Genomic DNA, 15906 nt, shown 5'->3' on the forward strand with positions numbered 1-15906 from the left:
TCCCTACATGATGCTTTCTTTAGTGAATTTTTTGAACAAGCCGTTCGCAGTAAACAGAAGGATGATACTGACAACGGAGTTGAATATACCTATGGCTGTACCATACGAGAATCGTCCCATATTCAAACCATAATTGAGCGCGTATAGATCAAGTACTTCCGAGTAGTCTGTGACCAGACTGTTGCCAAGCAAGAACTGCTTCTCGAACCCGATACTGATAAGATGTCCAATTGACATGATGAAAAGTACGGAAATCGTGGTCCGTATGCCAGGCAACGTGATGTGCCACATTTGTCTCCAGCGGTTGGCTCCATCTACACGGGAAGCTTCATACAGCTCATTGTCGATACCTGTAATCGCCGCCAGATAGATGATGGCATTCCAACCGGTTTCCTTCCACATATCTGAAGCGGTTACAATGTACCAGAACAAGTTCCCCTTGGCCATGAATTGGATCGGCTGATCGATAATGTTCAGTCCTACCAATAGATCATTGATAATCCCTCCATCGGTGGAGAGCATCTTCGTAATGATCCCGGCTACAACAACCCAGGATACAAAGTGAGGCAGATATGATACCGTTTGCACGGCACGTTTGAAGAACATGCCTCTCATTTCATTCAGGAGAATAGCGAAGAATATCGGCACGATAAAACCGACAACCAGTCCCATCAAACTCATTGCAAGCGTATTTCGAAGTACCAGATAGAAACGATCATCACTGAACAGCTCTACAAAGTGTTTAAAGCCAACCCACTCTTGATCACCAAACGATCTGGCAGGTTTATAATTTTGGAAAGCCATCGTCCATCCCCATAGTGGCAGATAGTTAAATACGAAAACCCAAGCTACAAATGGCAATGACATGAGATAGAGATATTTCTGCTGTTTCATTCTGTCCCAAATTCCGTTCCGCCGATTCTTTAAAGGCGGTTTGGGGTCACTGCTTCTGTTCGCGGAAGCGGATTTTTTTGTTAGCGTTTCCATCTCCGTTCCCCCTCCTCTGTTTTATAAAATAATCATACTTGATAGAGCGTTTTCAAAATACCATCTGGATTTTAGAGAAAATCATATAAAAATTAGATATAGACATATATAATCAGACATTAATTAGTTAAAATCAGTGATAAATTCTACTTTTAAATGAAACAAAAGTAATATTAAGGTAAAATATTATCTTAAATGGTAAATATCGAAAACGTTTTATAGTAATCGTTTACTTCAACTACATGGCATACAAAAAGGACCCTTTCGGGTCCCTCTGATTACAATGTAAATTGAATGGTTTGCAGTTTAACGATGCCGAGTAATTGCGCTACTGATATGGAGGTTGCTGGACGGAATTGATCTCCATGCAGATACGCAAGTATCTCCTGAAATAAGTAGGCGGCATCCGGACGCTTCATTAACGCCAGGTTGGTGAACGGAAGTGAGGATACCAAAATCCTGCCCTTCCCTACTTTTGCCTCAAAAGCATAAGCAAGCCGTTTGGCCCGATGGAAATGATCGATCACTTCAATCAGCGGCTTCACCCCGGGCAACGTATCCAAACATATCGCTGGGGTACCGTTCACCAGGTGATACCAATGCCAGTCGGAAGCTCCATCATGTGGGAAGGAACCCAACAGTGGTATCTGATCGTTCAAATACATGCCCATCGTTGCACCAGGCTGTGTAGCGAACATGAGATAATTCCAGAATACAGGCAGGTACTTGGTCTCCACTGAATCATATAGCCCTTCTGCGGTTGGCTGAATCCAAACATTCCCCCCGTTGACTACATAATCAACGACATTGGGTGTTAACGACTGAACGATAACCAAGTCAATCTCCCGATTTTTCAACAACTGAAATCCATCAATACGATCCACAGCATCATGTTGTGCTTCCCCGAGGAACGGCTGCAGCTCTGTCACGGTATTCCAGATTCGTTTCGATTGCGAATGAGTCCTATAAAATGGGAAGGACCAGCCATGCCACATATTGACTGCGATCCTCTCCGAATCACCTGATCGCAGTTCCGCTTCGATCCGAAAAGCTGCTGCCCCTTCACGAGGTGCGGTAGCGACGAGGCATCCCAGTGACATTACAGACCCGCATTGGATATCTCCGGTTTTCCATTCCCCTTTGTTAAGTATCACATCATTGCGAATCAACTTCCACTGTATGGATGCATCTTTAAGTCGCTCTTTACCATAGTGAGATATGCGTACATCCACTTGGATAGGTTCTCCAGCGTAAAATGTACGCTCCTTGCAGCTTAACAATAGAACCACATCAGCGTTGAATCGCTTGAATTCTTCAGGGGTTGTAATGCCTTTGTCGTCCCAGAATACGTCCAAAATGCCCGTCGTAGCATGTCCCTGGCCCGGAAAATCGCGGATATCCAGCAACTGCACGCCCGCAGCATCTGGTGTTCGCCGAATCCGCTCCATAGCTTCTTTTAGGGAACGCACCAGATGTGTACCGCTGGCCTGTTGAAAATGCTCCAAGTCCTCGATCATGCCTTTGTTTGTTAACGATTCTTCGATCGGTCGTAACCAGCTAGGACGCAATACGCCAGTATACTTCGCTCGCTCTTGGGGCCGCACATACATGGTGTACTGTGCATGTTCGTGCCCAATGACGGGATGCTCCGCGAGCCGAGTGACTGCATGATAGTCCAGCGTGGTATCCGGCACAGCAGAATATGCGGATTCCAGCGGAGGATGCCAGTTCAACGACTGGATATAATAATCACCTTCCCGCCCTTGCGTCGGAAGCTGCCCAAAACCTGTGTTGTCCGTATATAACCGGGTCGGGTCGATATCCCTTGCCCTCGATACCCATGCATTAAGTTCAGGATGGCCATTCGGACCAATAAGCTCATTCCCCATGGAGAACATGACGAATGAAGGATGTCTGTGCAGCGACTGGAGCAACCCGTCCAGTTCTTGTGTCAGATAAGACAACACTTCAGCCGGCGCAGACTGATGCGGTTGCTCAAAGAATCGAGACCAATGTGGAAGTTCTGCCTGTACCAGCATGCCCTCTTCATCAGCCGCGTCCCAGAATGGCTCTGGTGCACTCCACCCATGCAGTCGGACGTGGTTGAAGCCGTACGATCTGGCGACTCGAAACTGCTGAATATAATGTTCCTTGTCCCAGACGGGATAACCCGTAAGTGGAAAGATACAGCAATCGACGTATCCGCGCAGATACACCGGTGTCCCATTCAATTCAAGCTGCTTCCCGTTCGTTACAAAGGAACGTACACCAAATGACTGCTCCAGCCGATCCAGTTCCTGTTCAACGTCATGGAGATGGATCACTAATTTGTAAAGTTCCGGGGATTCATCCGTCCATAATGCAACAGACTTCTCTTTCCCGAGTTCCAATCGCCACTGGTCTATTACAGTGTTGATTTCAATTGTACCTTCTGAGCTTATATCAGCATTCGAAGAAGCACTTAGCTTGACATTACAACTGTATCGATCCAGCCATGTGCCATCCGGATGCTGGATATCCACATGCAATTGCATAGCTCTATCCATCTCATTAACGGGAGCGCTTAAAGTACAATGAACCAGAATGGTTCCATTTTCAGCATCTGGTTGAATACGTAACGTCTGTATGCGGCATGGGGGCAGACGGTCCAGATAAACACCACCGGTGATTCCACCCCAGGCTGTGGCCGTATGCAACGAATGAATATGGCTGCCAGCCAGCGGAAGTTTCATCGTATTATCCACGCGGATCTCCACCCGATTCACTTCTCCCTGCTTCACCAGAGAGGTAACATCCCACTGCTGTTGATTCACCAGACTATCCTGCTGCCCGGCGTAATGTCCATTGATCCAGAGATTCGTCGTCCATCGTACCCCTTCCAATCTTAATACATACTGGCAGCCAGGATCGCCTGATGGAACATGAACATTCTGAGCATACCAGGCAGAGCCTTCATACTCGCGTACCTTGGTCCAGGTATCGAGTCTTTCGTATCCAGGCTCCTCTCCGTATCCTTGCTCTTCCCATGAACCGGGGATCTGAATAGTATTCCAAGATGTACTCTCACGCCGTGAAGGCGGTAATATCTTTTGTTGAACAAGTTCATCGGACTCCAGATCCAAACAAAACTGCCATGTTCCATTTAAGTTCAATGTATGACGTACAGTGCCTATATCAGACAAATTCATATCGTATAGCCATCCCTTCATCTGAGTTCTAGTAAACCCAGTCTAAGGTATGATACACTCCGTGAACATTGCTTATCATGGGAAGTGCATGGACAATATGATGAATCTGGAAAATTCTCAGCAATTCCGAAAACGTTTTATAAAATAAGCATGGGCAAGGCCCAGCACTGCGTACTTATTCCTCGTTTATATCCGTAGCCGTTTCTTTCGATGAAGATTGGGTTCTGGCTTGTTTGTAAGCGGACGGGGATTCCCCTACATATTTCTTGAACTTACCGTGGAAGTAGTCCACATTCGCATACCCCACTCTCGCCGCGACCTGATGGACTTTGAGTCCTTCATCCAGCAACTCCTTGGCCTTTTCCATACGGACCTTGTCCAGAAATACATTAAAGTACTCTCCTGTGTGATTCTTGAACAACTTGCCCAGATAACTACTGTTATAGTTGAATACTTCAGCAAGTACCTCCAGCTTGAGGTTTTCACCAGGATTACGCTGGATAAATTCAATCATCTGCTTCAGTACGGTATCCTTACTGCCTCCACCCATACGTTGAATAAGCCGATTCAAATGTTCCGCGGCCATCACTTTAAGATCAGACAGCGTGAATTGATGATAGACTTCGTTAATCAGAACCGAGTGTTCCTGCATAATGGAGTGCATATGTTGATTCGTCGCTGCAAGCTTGTTGAACGCCAGGGAAAATACCTGTGAGAACGCCGTCTTGATCGCTTGCTCTGTTCGGTGATATGGAACCAGACGTTCTTCCATCTCACCCAGCACCCGCATGACCGACTCCCTACTGCGGATGTCCAGCGCATAATACAACTTGTCCGCAAGTTCCTCCTCATCTGGTTCATGTGCTCCGTCCACAGCTTCAACTCCTGGGCCAATAACGCCTCCACCTTCGCTACCTTCATTCCATAGAATGATGCGTTGCTCCGCAAACAAGAAGCGTTCCCCAAGTGTACGATTCGCCTGAGTGTAAGACCGCACAATCTCAGCAGTGGACTGTACAGGTTCCCCCGCAGCCCCATACATGTGAATATCCCATTCTCCCAGCAGTCCCTCCAGCTCAACATACAGATTCCTTGCAGACGACTCGGATGTGATCGCTTCCTTGCTTAACAGACCCAGACCGGAATGGAATGAAAATATGATGCCTCGATCCTTCTGATCAAACGCTTCAATCAGTTTGCGTTTCATGACACTTCCCCGTTGCAAGTCTGGCGCCGCATGCATCTCAAGCAACACAATCTGATAGTGAGGCCAGTGCAGACCCAGGCTGTCTTCCTCCATACTGCCTGCACCCTCCAGACTGTCAAAGAGTAAAGCCTCGATCTGATGCTCCCGATAGACGGTATCTTCACCCGCATGACGCGCCATCGTCTCACGTTCACGGGTCAGTATCGTAGCAATACGCTCCAGCTCACCAATTATCTCTTCTTCATCCACCGGTTTGAGCAGATAACCATCCACACCAAAACTGATGGCTTTCTTGGCATAATCAAAATCTGCATAACCGCTCAATATCAAAAAGTGCGAATCCGGATGATCCCGACGTACTTCTTCAATAACATCCAGCCCGGTCATCCCAGGCATGCGTATATCAATAATCGTCAGATCAGGCTCCAATTCCTCAAACCGAGAAATGGCCTCACGCCCGCTGGCCGCTGTACCGATGACCTGGAATCCATATTTCTCCCACTCGATAATGGTTGTCAGTCCCTCACGTATGCTCGGTTCATCATCCACCAAAAAAACTTTATACATGTTGGTCCCCTCCTGCTGGCAAAGTGAAAGAAACCTCTGTTCCTTCCCCATATACACTCGTAATCTGCAATCCATATGGCTCCCCATATGTCAGTGTTAAGCGTTGATGTACATTGCGCATACCGATACGGCTCTTCTCCTGTTCCTCCGGTCCACAGATAAACTGCATCACCTCAGCTAGTCGTTCTGGCGTTATACCTGCACCATTGTCATCCACACGGATCTGCACAATGTTCTCTACTAAACGAATACTTATATGAACACGGACTGTCCCCTCTTTGTTCTCCAGGCCATGGACAATCGCATTCTCAACCAAAGGTTGAATAATCAAAGGCGGAATGTACATCTTCTCCACCTCGGGATCGATATGGATCTGGAATGCAAGGCGGTCGCCGTAACGAAATTTCTGAATTTCCAAATAGGAACGTACCATTTCAAGTTCAGCTCGGAAGGTTGTTTTTCCACTGCCAATCTCCAGACTCTTGCGCATTAGCTTGCCCAGCAACCTGACAATGTTGGCAATCTCTGCTTCTCCTTTGATATGGGCTTTCATGCGAATGGACTCCAGGGCATTAAACAAGAAATGGGGATTGATCTGACTCGCCATCATTTTCAGTTTAATTTCTTTCTGGGCGATTTCCAATTGATTGTTCTGTTCCGTTGCCTCTACCACCTGAGTCATGAGTTCATTGATACTTTTCACCATATAGTTGAACTGTCGTGACAGTTGTCCAATCTCATCGTTGCCATCAATTCGGGAAGTTACGTTCAGGTCTCCTAATGCGAGCTTATTGAGATGTTTACTCAGCCGCAACAATCGGTTCGAAGTGAGGAACGAGATAATATATACGAATAGTAGGGCGATGACCAGCACCAGTATAATAAAAATCATGCCGATCAAGCTGACGGTGTTGGCGTCTTTGACTATATTTTTGGTGGCAAAAACCGAAATCACCTTCAGGCTGTTCATACTCGATCCAGGGCCCAGCTCATCAATAACAATATTAGATGGTTCCCCCCGGAAATCACCCTCTATGGTGCCTTTCGCCTGATTTTGCAGATCGACACCAAAATCAAGCTCATCCAGCGTTTTACCCACCAGCTCGGTATTCTTGGCTGCAACCACATAGCCCTGCTCGTCCGTAATCATCGTCTCGAACTGTTCTTGACGCAACAATCCATTCAGCTCATCCTGATTGATCACAATCATCAGCACACCCTCGGTCCGATATTCGGCAAAAGGCACTTTGCGCACCAGACTCAGCTTGTGTACAGGATTGTCTTCCTTATCCGGAATGTAGAACCACCCGATGCTGGTCGTTTTCAATGCCTGTTGGTACCAGTAGCTCTCTTCCGTCTTCTTGTCCACTGGGATGAATTCGAGGTTATTGATCAAGGTTGGGTTAGTAGAGTAAAAGCGAATACCCGCTATCTCACGGTACAAACGCCTATACTCCTGAAAATCTTTGTATGCGAGATAAGCCGAGGTTAGTTCCACAACGCTCTCGTACCGTTTGTTCACGATTTCCTTAAGGTCCGCGTTAAACATTAACAGGTTGGATATATCTGTTGGCACACGCAGCATGGTCGCCGTCTGGCTCTTGATCTTGTCCACATTGATGATTGTCTGCCCAATCGCATTATCCAGGGCTTGCTGGCGAAAATAACTGGTCACAGCAAGACCGACGATCAAGACCGGGATCATGACAACCAGTACATAGGAAATGAGCAATTTATGCTTTAATTTGAGATTATTGGTGGTTCGTATCAGCCTTTTCAACATGTCTGCACCTTCCGTCTCCTGTATAAGCGCTTACATATAAAGAGCAGGATCAGGATGTCCTGTCCTTTTAATTAATCATACCACATAACCGCCAAACCCTCGCATGAGGGTCGAAAAAGGTACAAAACCTATCTGCTGCTAACGCTCAGGTAAGGCTCAGTCATATTTGCTAGATTAGCACAGATTGACATTCAATTGCAGCAGAGAAGAACTACAAAATTAGTTAATCGTGAAATTCAAAGAGGCCGCCATTGCATGGCGACCATTCCAATATAGTACAGAGTTTGAAACAACAACAGCAGCAATTATACAGTGCCACTATCCGGTTGAACCGGAGAGCGAAGCTCCTATGACTCCTTAAGGACGAGGTGTACTTACCCCATTCAGGATCAGTTTCGGATGAATATCTGCGCTCAGCGAAGCGGAGACTGCACAATATTTTTCCTCAGCCATCTGGATGGCTTTCCAGATTCGATAATCCGGGATATCACCATCTACTTTGAAGATCAGATCAATGGAGGTGAAACCTTTGGGCATCTCTTCGCTGCGTGTGCCTTGCGCTTCAATCTCAATCGATTCAATTTTGTCAAGGAAAGCGTCCAGAATCATCGTGATATCGATTCCCATACAGCCGCCGAGACCCGCCAGTAACAATTCCATCGGGGTAGCACCCTTGTTGTCACCACCATAAGCAGCAGTGGCATCCATGCCAACGGCGTAGCCAGAGGGTCCTTCGGAAGTAAACGCGCGTTTGCCTTTCCATACGGTTGTTACATTCATGATGTTATCCTTCTTTCTTAGAATTCAGTAATTTGCTGCAAGAAACGATGTGTTCGTTCTTGTTTCGGATGCTCAAAGAAAGCCTGTGGACTTGCCTCTTCCACAATCGATCCATCCGCCATAAAGACGATTTTGTTCGCCACATTACGGGCAAACTTCAATTCATGTGTCACGACCAGCATTGTCATGCCTTCCTCTGCTAGCTCCTTCATGACGGAAAGTACCTCTCCCACCAATTCAGGGTCAAGGGCTGAAGTTGGCTCATCAAACAGCATCACTTCCGGTTCCATCGCGAGTGCACGTGCAATGGCGACCCGCTGCTGTTGTCCACCGGACAATCGGGATGGATACGCATCCTGCTTGTCCGACAAGCCCACCCGATCCAGCAGAATCCGGCCGCGTTCGGCGGCTTCGTCACGTTTGATTTTTTTTACCGTAACGAGACCTTCCATCACATTACCCAGCACTGTCTTGTGCGGATACAGATTGAACTGCTGGAATACCATGCCGGTCTGGCGACGAATCTCCAGTACCCGGGCACGCTGGACACGCAGCGAATCAGCACTGTTGACCACAATACCGTTCACTTGGATCTGTCCTCCAGACAGCTCTTCCAGTCCATTCAGGCAACGCAGCAAGGTACTTTTACCTGAACCGCTCGGTCCGAGCAATACAACAATATCTTTGGCATCGACATGCAGATCGATGTTCGTAAGTACTTCATTTTTCTGAAAACGTTTGGTAAGTCCGGTTGTTGTAATCATCGCTTCTCTCCTCCCATCAGTAAGCCCGAGCCAGCCGGCGCTCCACTTGTTCCAGAATGGCTGAGAAGCCGATACTCATAATCCAGTAGATCACACCGATGGCCAGATAAAACGGCATGTTCAATGCATATTGTGATACCAGCAGTTGCGCTGACCGTAATAACTCGGTAACACCGATCGCCGCCACAAGTGATGTTTCCTTCAACATGCCAATAAACGTGTTACCCATCGGCGGAATGGCAATGCGCACAGCCTGCGGGAAGATAATCCGTCTCATCGCTTGAGCCGGGGTCATTCCCGTTGCATATGCAGCTTCCGTCTGTCCTTTTGGTACAGCCTGAATGGCTCCACGGAACGTCTCCGACAGAAACGCACCTGCATTCAGACTCAGTCCCAGACAAGCAGCGGTGAGCGATCCCAAGGTCACTCCATAATCAACCAATCCGTAATAAATGACGAATAATTGCACCAGCAGCGGCGTTCCTCGCATGATGGATACATAGAATCTTGCGATCAACCTAAGCCACACCGGTCCCTTCAGACGGGCAATCGCAACGAGCACCCCGATGATAAAGGCAAAAAACATGGAGATCACAGTTACGTATAACGTATAGTAAGCCCCCTTCAGAAAGAAGGGGATATTCTCAAATACCAGTTCCATGGGTCAAATCTTCCCTTCGCCTTGCAGGTTCATTATTGCGCAGGCTCTTCACCAAACCATTTTTGGAAAATGGTATTGTACGTGCCATCATCTTTCATGCCTTTGAGAGCATCATTCAGTGCTGCTACGAGTTCCGGATTGTCTTTGCGAACAGCAATACCTGCCTGGTCACTCTTAATCGGTTCACCTACGGCTTTGATACTTAATCCATTGGCATCCACAATAGGTTTCAGTGCATACATGTTGTTGATTGTCGCATCAATCCGTCCAGCATTCAGATCCTTGAGTGAAGAGATAACATCGTCATAGGTTTTAATCGTGAAGTCTCCCACTTTTGGCAACACTTCATTACGCAGATATGATTCATCATTTGTACCCAGACCTACGCCAATCGTTTTACCTTTGAAGTCTTCCAGCTTGGTAATATCGTTATTGTCTTCTTTTACAATAATTTTAACTTGGTTCGTAATATACGGATCACTGAAATCGAGTACTTTCTTACGATCATCAGTAATGGTCATCTGGCTGATGATGGCATCCAGCTTTTTGGCTTGCAGACTTGGTGTCAGACCGGAGAACTCCTGGGATACAAATTCAACCTCAACCCCAAGACGCTTCGCAACCTCACGTGCGATATCGGCATCGTAGCCATCCATTTCTTTCTTATCGTTCAGGAAGTTGTACGGTGCGTATGTGCCCATCATGCCCACTTTGATAACGCCGGCAGATTTGATCTGCTCCAGTTCATTGCTTGCCTGTGCACCGTTGGTGCTTCCATTGTCTGTTGCCTTACTTCCACAAGCACTAAGTACCAGCACGGTCATCAGCAGAATCGCTGTCAAAGACCAGCCTTTACGAGTTTTCGATCCATATGTGTTGTTCATTACGTTAACTTCCTCTCAGTCGTGTATTGATCTGGATGTACATTTGGTTACTTTATTGTGACTAAACTGCGGTTGTACCCATTATTCCCTGCTATTTGTTTAATCATGTGAATCTTATGTGCCCAGGAGTCCATAAAATTCAAAGCTTGCTGCCTCAGCTGCCAGCGATGAAGCTGTCATGGCTGAGAACTTGCTGTGCAACTCATCGGAACCGAACAACCAGCGTGATATCATGCCTTCAATCATGCTTACCAACAGCGCTGCTCGAAGCGGTACATCCATGCCCTCAGGCAACATGCCGAGTTCGATGGCACGTTCCATATTGTGACGAAACGCAGTTTCCACGGCATTACGTGTCTCCTCGACCAGGCGTTGTACGGATTCTTCCGTCACAATGCCCTTGAGCAACAGTTCCATAAAATAGCGATTCTGCGCAGCAAATGAGAACAAGTCGGTGAACAGCCTTTCTGATGCTTTCACCATATCCTCTACCGATCCGGCATCTTTACGATACCCTTGTCCAATCGACTCAAGCAACTTCTCCTTGCCCGTTAAGACAATCTCTGAAGCAATGGCTTCTTTACTCTTGAAGTGCCAGTAGAACGTCCCTTGCGCCACACCAGCCTCGCGGACGATATCGGAAATTTTCGTCTGATGGTAGCCTTGGGTTGCAAAACGCTCCATCGCTATGCGTATTATTTGGTCCCGGCGTTCTTCCCCGGGTTCCAAACCGTTAATTTTGGTCATTCATGTAACCCTCCCGATTGATCAGTCAGTCAGTTAAGTTATATCCTATGGGATAACTAGGTTTTTGTCAATATAGTTTTAAACAAATGGTTACAAGCATAAGTTGAAGTTGAGTGCATTAGTGATCATAATAGGTGATAGTCTTGTTCAGATGAACAGGCATTGTCAAGCAGGACAGCCCGTGCTGTCATCTGCATTTCAAGGAGGAAGAGAATTGGACATTATATCATCCATTATTATGGGCATCATCGAAGGTTTGACTGAGTTTTTGCCCGTGTCCTCCACTGGACACATGATTCTGACTGCCCACTTGCTGGGTTTATCGGAGGACAACGAGTCAGTCAAAACGTTTGAGGTGGTTGTTCAACTCGGAGCTGTACTTGCTGTTGTAGTACTGTACTGGAACAAATTCATTGATATGTTCCGCTTCACTGGAGGGAGCCGACCTTACTCCCGCCGCCTCAATCTGGGACATATCTTCCTGGCGATGGTTCCTGCCGTAGTCATCGGACTTGTATTCCGCGACTGGATCAAAGCACATTTATTTGGTCCGGAGACAGTGCTGTACAGCCTCGTTATTGGTGGTATATTGATGATTGTAGCCGAACGCTGGAGCAGTAAGAGTCACCGAATTACCACTCATGATGTCGATGATATCTCTTACAAACAGGCATTCGCGGTGGGGTTATTTCAGATCTTGGCATTGTGGCCAGGCTTCTCCCGTTCGGGGTCAACGATCTCAGGCGGTCTCTTTGCAGGAGTAAGCCGTGTAGCCGCTGCGGAGTTCACATTCCTTGTGTCTGTGCCAATTATGATCGGTGCTACGGGATATGACCTGTACAAGAGTATCGATCACCTGAACGGTAGTGATTTCCCGATCTTCGCGATTGGATTCATCGCTGCTTTCATCGTCGCCATGCTTGCGATCAAGACGTTCCTGTCCATTTTGAAAAAATTGAGCCTGACCGTCTTTGCTGTGTATCGCTTTGTCTTGGCAGCCGTGTTCTTTATTATTTTGATGTAATCATTACCATTCAAGTAATTAGACAGGCAAAATCAATGGCGGCCTCACGTTCCCTTGGGAAGCGAGGCCGCCATATTTTATATTCTGAGCTACGTTTCTGTTGCTTCACGATTCTGTTACTGCTTCAAAGACAGGAATGTCTGTAATTAGAAGAAGTCTTACTCTTCATTACTTCCTTCTTTGCTGGGTTGGATCATTAGTGGTGCCGACTAGGTTTACTATGTATCATGGACATTCATATTTATGTTCACTTCTGAAAAGCAGTCTGGCTAGTACCACTCTTTTACTTGAATGTTCCGGTGTTTCTTCCGATTCTTTAATCTCTCACGCAGATTATATCTATTCTCCTTTTGTTCCTGCAGCAATTGCTTCACCCCGATCATCAACAATCGGTATCTCCGGTCATCATTGTGACTTAATTGGTGCATCTCTTCAAAAATTTCATTCTTCATACGGGTATTGTTCACTCCAATATTCAGTTTGTTCTCACAGTATACATGGGAGCACTGAACAAATTCTAAACAAGCATTGTTTCTCAACTTTAGTTATTCGAATGCACATTTGAATGCACATCATGCGTGCTGGAATGAAGCAGAAAAACCCCTTCCTGTCGCAGGACAAGAAGAGGTCTCCTTAGCTAAGTTAATTAAACAAACTGCTGATGCCTTCGTACGCTTAAACTTTGGATTCAAGCGTCTCCAAATACTCGGAGATTTGAGCAGGTGTTTTAGCCCATTTGCTATGCAGATGTGCGATCTTCTTGCCGTTCTGGAAAACGAGCAGGCTTGGAATGCCGCGTACACCATTCTCTTCAGCAAATGGCTGGAACTTCTCTGCATCCAGGGCATAGAAGGTCTTATCCGTATGCTGGTCGATAACGTCCCCGATAAAGCGATCCAGGTTTTTGCAATCCGGACACCAGGTTGTATCAAATTTAATGACGGTAAAACCATCAGAGTTAATTGTATCCAGATATTGTTGTTCACTTTGAATTCTTTCCATAGGTCTTCTCTCCCTTATATGTTCCTTTTTTGGCTGATCTTCATTGTACCTCGTATAGTTACAATTGAAAATAGGCTGGATGGAGTTAACGATGCTGCTTGTACAGATTAGCGGGACTGAGCTCTCGCATTTCCTGAATTTCCGCAGCTGTGAGTGCAGGTGAATTCGAAGCGGCAATATTATGCAGCAATTGATCTCTTGAACTGGCACCAGGGACAACTGCTGCTACCGCAGGATGGGATAACGCGTAGCGAATAGCCGTCTGAGCCATGCTGCGTTGGTCCGTAACAAGACGACTTAGCCCTTGCCGAATGGTATATAGTTGCTCTGGCGTATAGTCCAGATAACCTTTGTCTGCCTTGGCAGATCCGGAATCGGCGAGCACACCGCTGGCTACAGGTCCACGGGCGATTACGCTAATACCATTTTGCTCAAGTAAAGGTAGCACTTCCTCTTCCGCACGTCGATCTGCCACACTGTATTGGTTCATGACGCTGACGAGAGAAGCCCTCTTCACATATTCCCGGATGACATTCGGACGGATGGAGGATATACCGTAATAACGGATGAGTCCTTCCTGTTTCAGTTCCTCGAAAGCTTCAATTGTTTCTTCAATTGGATCGTCCATTGTACCGCCATGCAGCTGATACAGATCGATATAATCCGTCTGCAGTCGCTTCAGACTTTCATGGACAGCCTGCTTAATGTAGGCTTTGGACGGGTCCCACGACCACCCCTCCTTGCCAGGCATACGACGATTACCTACTTTGGTTGCCACAATGACTTGGTCCCGACGTCCCTTAATAGCTTGTCCTACAATTTCTTCATTACGCCCTGCATCGTACAGATCGGCTGTATCCAGCAGATTGACCCCATGATCCAGAGCTTCATGAATTAGAGCTACAGCAGGTGTTATATCGGTTCCGAGAGACATACAGCCCAGTCCAATCTCAGAAACCATTAATTCGGATGTACCCAAATGATTTTTCTTCATGTGTGCATCTCCTTCCATTACGTTCTGCAAGTATCCATTGTATCATTCTTGCTGGCAAAAATCGCATGCCAGACTAGAGCAAAGGTTTGCTTTTAAGTCACCAAAAAACCTGGAACTATTGCAGCTCCAGGTTTTCTCATGATAACGATATGAATTATTAAACGAGTATATCAAAATCTATTTCACTTCAACGCGTGGTCTGGTTTTTCTTGCATGAGATGAATTGGAGCTTTTCATCATACCGGAGACAGTGCTAAACAACTTATCTCTTGCTTGTTTGTTCCTCATCAGGTAAGTTACGCCTGCTCCGATAGCCGTCATGATGATTCCTCTTCTTTTAGACATATGCTTCTCCTCCTTCAGGATAAATGTACATCGTGTCTTGTTTGACAATTACCCTTTGCGAGGAAAACGAAACGAAGCGGAAGCTTGATCGCGCAAAAAAAGATGACCTCCGAATTTAAATTCAGCGGTCATCTTCCACTTAACTGTTAAGGCATAGACGTTCATCCGCTTAATCAGATGGCGTTGCCACATGGGTCATTTCTTCATGTTTGTAGGTCGATCCATCCGCGGTCAGATAGAAGTGTCCGATGGGATGCAGATCTTCATCCAGTTCATAGACCAGTGGAATGCCTGTCGGAATGTTGAGAGCCATGACGTCTGCCTCGGACAGTTGGTCCAGATGCATGACGAGTGAACGAAGCGTGTTACCATGCGCAGAGATCAGCACTCTTTTGCCAGCAGACACCATCGGTTTGATCTCCGCATTCCAGTACTCCAGTACACGCTTCGATGTATCCATCAGGTTCTCCGTGAAAGGGATGGTACATCCGAGCCGCTTGTACTTGTCCAGATCCTGCACATATCGGTCATCGGATTCGTCCAATGCCGGAGGAGATACGCTAACGGAGCGTCTCCATTCCTGCACCTGTGCTTCCCCATATTTCAAAGCCGTCTGCTGTTTATTCAATCCCTGCAAAGCACCATAATGGCGTTCATTCAGCTTCCAGGTCTTCGTAATGGGAATCCACATCAGGTCCATCTCATCCAGCGCGATGTCGAGTGTTCGAATGGAACGTTTCAGCACAGATGCATAGGCGCAATCAAAATCAAACCCCTGTTCCTTCATGATTTTCCCTGCTTTACGAGCTTCTGCATAACCATCCGTCGTCAGATCCACATCTGTCCAACCGGTAAATCGATTCTCCACATTCCACATGCTCTGTCCATGGCGTATCAAAACAACTCTGTACATAACTGTGAACCCTCCTTCCATGGAAACATTACCTCAAGTCCAGTAAGATATGCTTAATTA

Annotated in this window: 15 protein-coding genes; 1 reads left to right on the forward strand and 14 read right to left on the reverse strand. The window is 46.6% G+C overall.

Annotated features, from left to right (window positions below; genetic code table 11):
* Positions 1-3: 3 nt before the first annotated feature.
* From AC1S8V_RS25700 to AC1S8V_RS25740, 9 genes are all read right to left on the reverse strand, one after another.
* Positions 4-987, reverse strand: a complete 984-nt coding sequence (locus AC1S8V_RS25700) for an ABC transporter permease (RefSeq protein WP_036606891.1) — start codon at positions 985-987, stop codon at positions 4-6.
* Between the two features lie 278 nt (positions 988-1265).
* On the reverse strand, positions 1266-4175 hold the full coding sequence (locus tag AC1S8V_RS25705; protein ID WP_482071286.1) for a glycoside hydrolase family 2 protein: 2910 nt from the start codon (positions 4173-4175) through the stop codon (positions 1266-1268).
* Between the two features lie 175 nt (positions 4176-4350).
* Positions 4351-5949, reverse strand: a complete 1599-nt coding sequence (locus AC1S8V_RS25710; protein WP_482071287.1) for a response regulator — start codon at positions 5947-5949, stop codon at positions 4351-4353.
* Complete coding sequence (locus AC1S8V_RS25715) at positions 5942-7732, reverse strand: sensor histidine kinase (protein ID WP_482071288.1); 1791 nt, start codon at positions 7730-7732, stop codon at positions 5942-5944. The genes AC1S8V_RS25710 and AC1S8V_RS25715 overlap by 8 nt, the downstream gene beginning before the upstream one ends.
* 357 nt (positions 7733-8089) lie before the next feature.
* The gene (locus tag AC1S8V_RS25720; protein ID WP_482071289.1) at positions 8090-8512 is read right to left on the reverse strand and encodes an OsmC family protein; all 423 of its coding nucleotides are present in this window, start codon (positions 8510-8512) and stop codon (positions 8090-8092) included.
* Between the two features lie 17 nt (positions 8513-8529).
* Entirely contained in the window at positions 8530-9276 is a 747-nt protein-coding gene (locus tag AC1S8V_RS25725; protein ID WP_482071290.1) for an amino acid ABC transporter ATP-binding protein, read from the reverse strand.
* 16 nt (positions 9277-9292) lie between these two features.
* The gene (locus AC1S8V_RS25730; RefSeq protein ID WP_482071291.1) at positions 9293-9937 is read right to left on the reverse strand and encodes an amino acid ABC transporter permease; all 645 of its coding nucleotides are present in this window, start codon (positions 9935-9937) and stop codon (positions 9293-9295) included.
* Positions 9938-9969: 32 nt separating this feature from the next.
* Entirely contained in the window at positions 9970-10821 is an 852-nt protein-coding gene (locus AC1S8V_RS25735; protein WP_482071292.1) for a substrate-binding periplasmic protein, read from the reverse strand.
* A 114-nt stretch (positions 10822-10935) separates the two neighbouring features.
* Positions 10936-11568, reverse strand: a complete 633-nt coding sequence (locus AC1S8V_RS25740) for a TetR/AcrR family transcriptional regulator (protein ID WP_482071293.1) — start codon at positions 11566-11568, stop codon at positions 10936-10938.
* Between the two features lie 214 nt (positions 11569-11782).
* On the opposite strand from AC1S8V_RS25740, the gene bacA reads away from it, so the two are divergent.
* Positions 11783-12592, forward strand: a complete 810-nt coding sequence (gene bacA, locus AC1S8V_RS25745; RefSeq protein WP_482071294.1) for an undecaprenyl-diphosphate phosphatase — start codon at positions 11783-11785, stop codon at positions 12590-12592.
* 269 nt (positions 12593-12861) lie between these two features.
* Here bacA and AC1S8V_RS25750 read toward each other — a convergent pair whose 3' ends face one another.
* From AC1S8V_RS25750 to gpmA, 5 genes are all read right to left on the reverse strand, one after another.
* Positions 12862-13044, reverse strand: coding sequence for a hypothetical protein (locus AC1S8V_RS25750; RefSeq protein WP_017692203.1), 183 nt, complete (start codon positions 13042-13044; stop codon positions 12862-12864).
* A 223-nt stretch (positions 13045-13267) separates the two neighbouring features.
* On the reverse strand, positions 13268-13594 hold the full coding sequence (locus tag AC1S8V_RS25755) for a thioredoxin family protein (RefSeq protein ID WP_017692202.1): 327 nt from the start codon (positions 13592-13594) through the stop codon (positions 13268-13270).
* A gap of 85 nt (positions 13595-13679) precedes the next feature.
* Positions 13680-14588 carry an aldo/keto reductase gene (locus AC1S8V_RS25760; RefSeq protein WP_482071295.1) on the reverse strand — a complete coding sequence of 303 codons (909 nt, stop codon included), beginning with the start codon at positions 14586-14588 and terminating at the stop codon, positions 13680-13682.
* 177 nt (positions 14589-14765) lie between these two features.
* Positions 14766-14933, reverse strand: a complete 168-nt coding sequence (locus AC1S8V_RS25765) for a hypothetical protein (protein WP_482071296.1) — start codon at positions 14931-14933, stop codon at positions 14766-14768.
* A gap of 169 nt (positions 14934-15102) precedes the next feature.
* The gene (gene gpmA / locus AC1S8V_RS25770) at positions 15103-15846 is read right to left on the reverse strand and encodes a 2,3-diphosphoglycerate-dependent phosphoglycerate mutase (protein ID WP_482071297.1); all 744 of its coding nucleotides are present in this window, start codon (positions 15844-15846) and stop codon (positions 15103-15105) included.
* Between the last annotated feature and the right edge of the window lie 60 nt (positions 15847-15906).

The sequence above is a fragment of the Paenibacillus sp. B46(2026) genome (assembly GCF_056786355.1).

Excerpts from the sequence above, each read along its gene's own strand:
- AC1S8V_RS25730 (WP_482071291.1), bottom strand. The coding sequence starts at position 9,937 with ATGGAACTGGTATTTGAGAATATCCCCTTCTTTCTGAAGGGGGCTTAC.
- AC1S8V_RS25735 (WP_482071292.1), bottom strand. The coding sequence starts at position 10,821 with ATGAACAACACATATGGATCGAAAACTCGTAAAGGCTGGTCTTTGACA.
- AC1S8V_RS25700 (WP_036606891.1), bottom strand. The coding sequence starts at position 987 with ATGGAAACGCTAACAAAAAAATCCGCTTCCGCGAACAGAAGCAGTGAC.
- AC1S8V_RS25720 (WP_482071289.1), bottom strand. The coding sequence starts at position 8,512 with ATGAATGTAACAACCGTATGGAAAGGCAAACGCGCGTTTACTTCCGAA.
- gpmA (WP_482071297.1), bottom strand. The coding sequence starts at position 15,846 with ATGTACAGAGTTGTTTTGATACGCCATGGACAGAGCATGTGGAATGTG.
- AC1S8V_RS25705 (WP_482071286.1), bottom strand. The coding sequence starts at position 4,175 with ATGAATTTGTCTGATATAGGCACTGTACGTCATACATTGAACTTAAAT.
- AC1S8V_RS25750 (WP_017692203.1), bottom strand. The coding sequence starts at position 13,044 with ATGAAGAATGAAATTTTTGAAGAGATGCACCAATTAAGTCACAATGAT.
- AC1S8V_RS25755 (WP_017692202.1), bottom strand. The coding sequence starts at position 13,594 with ATGGAAAGAATTCAAAGTGAACAACAATATCTGGATACAATTAACTCT.
- AC1S8V_RS25740 (WP_482071293.1), bottom strand. The coding sequence starts at position 11,568 with ATGACCAAAATTAACGGTTTGGAACCCGGGGAAGAACGCCGGGACCAA.
- AC1S8V_RS25715 (WP_482071288.1), bottom strand. The coding sequence starts at position 7,732 with ATGTTGAAAAGGCTGATACGAACCACCAATAATCTCAAATTAAAGCAT.
- AC1S8V_RS25760 (WP_482071295.1), bottom strand. The coding sequence starts at position 14,588 with ATGAAGAAAAATCATTTGGGTACATCCGAATTAATGGTTTCTGAGATT.
- AC1S8V_RS25765 (WP_482071296.1), bottom strand. The coding sequence starts at position 14,933 with ATGTCTAAAAGAAGAGGAATCATCATGACGGCTATCGGAGCAGGCGTA.
- AC1S8V_RS25725 (WP_482071290.1), bottom strand. The coding sequence starts at position 9,276 with ATGATTACAACAACCGGACTTACCAAACGTTTTCAGAAAAATGAAGTA.
- AC1S8V_RS25710 (WP_482071287.1), bottom strand. The coding sequence starts at position 5,949 with ATGTATAAAGTTTTTTTGGTGGATGATGAACCGAGCATACGTGAGGGA.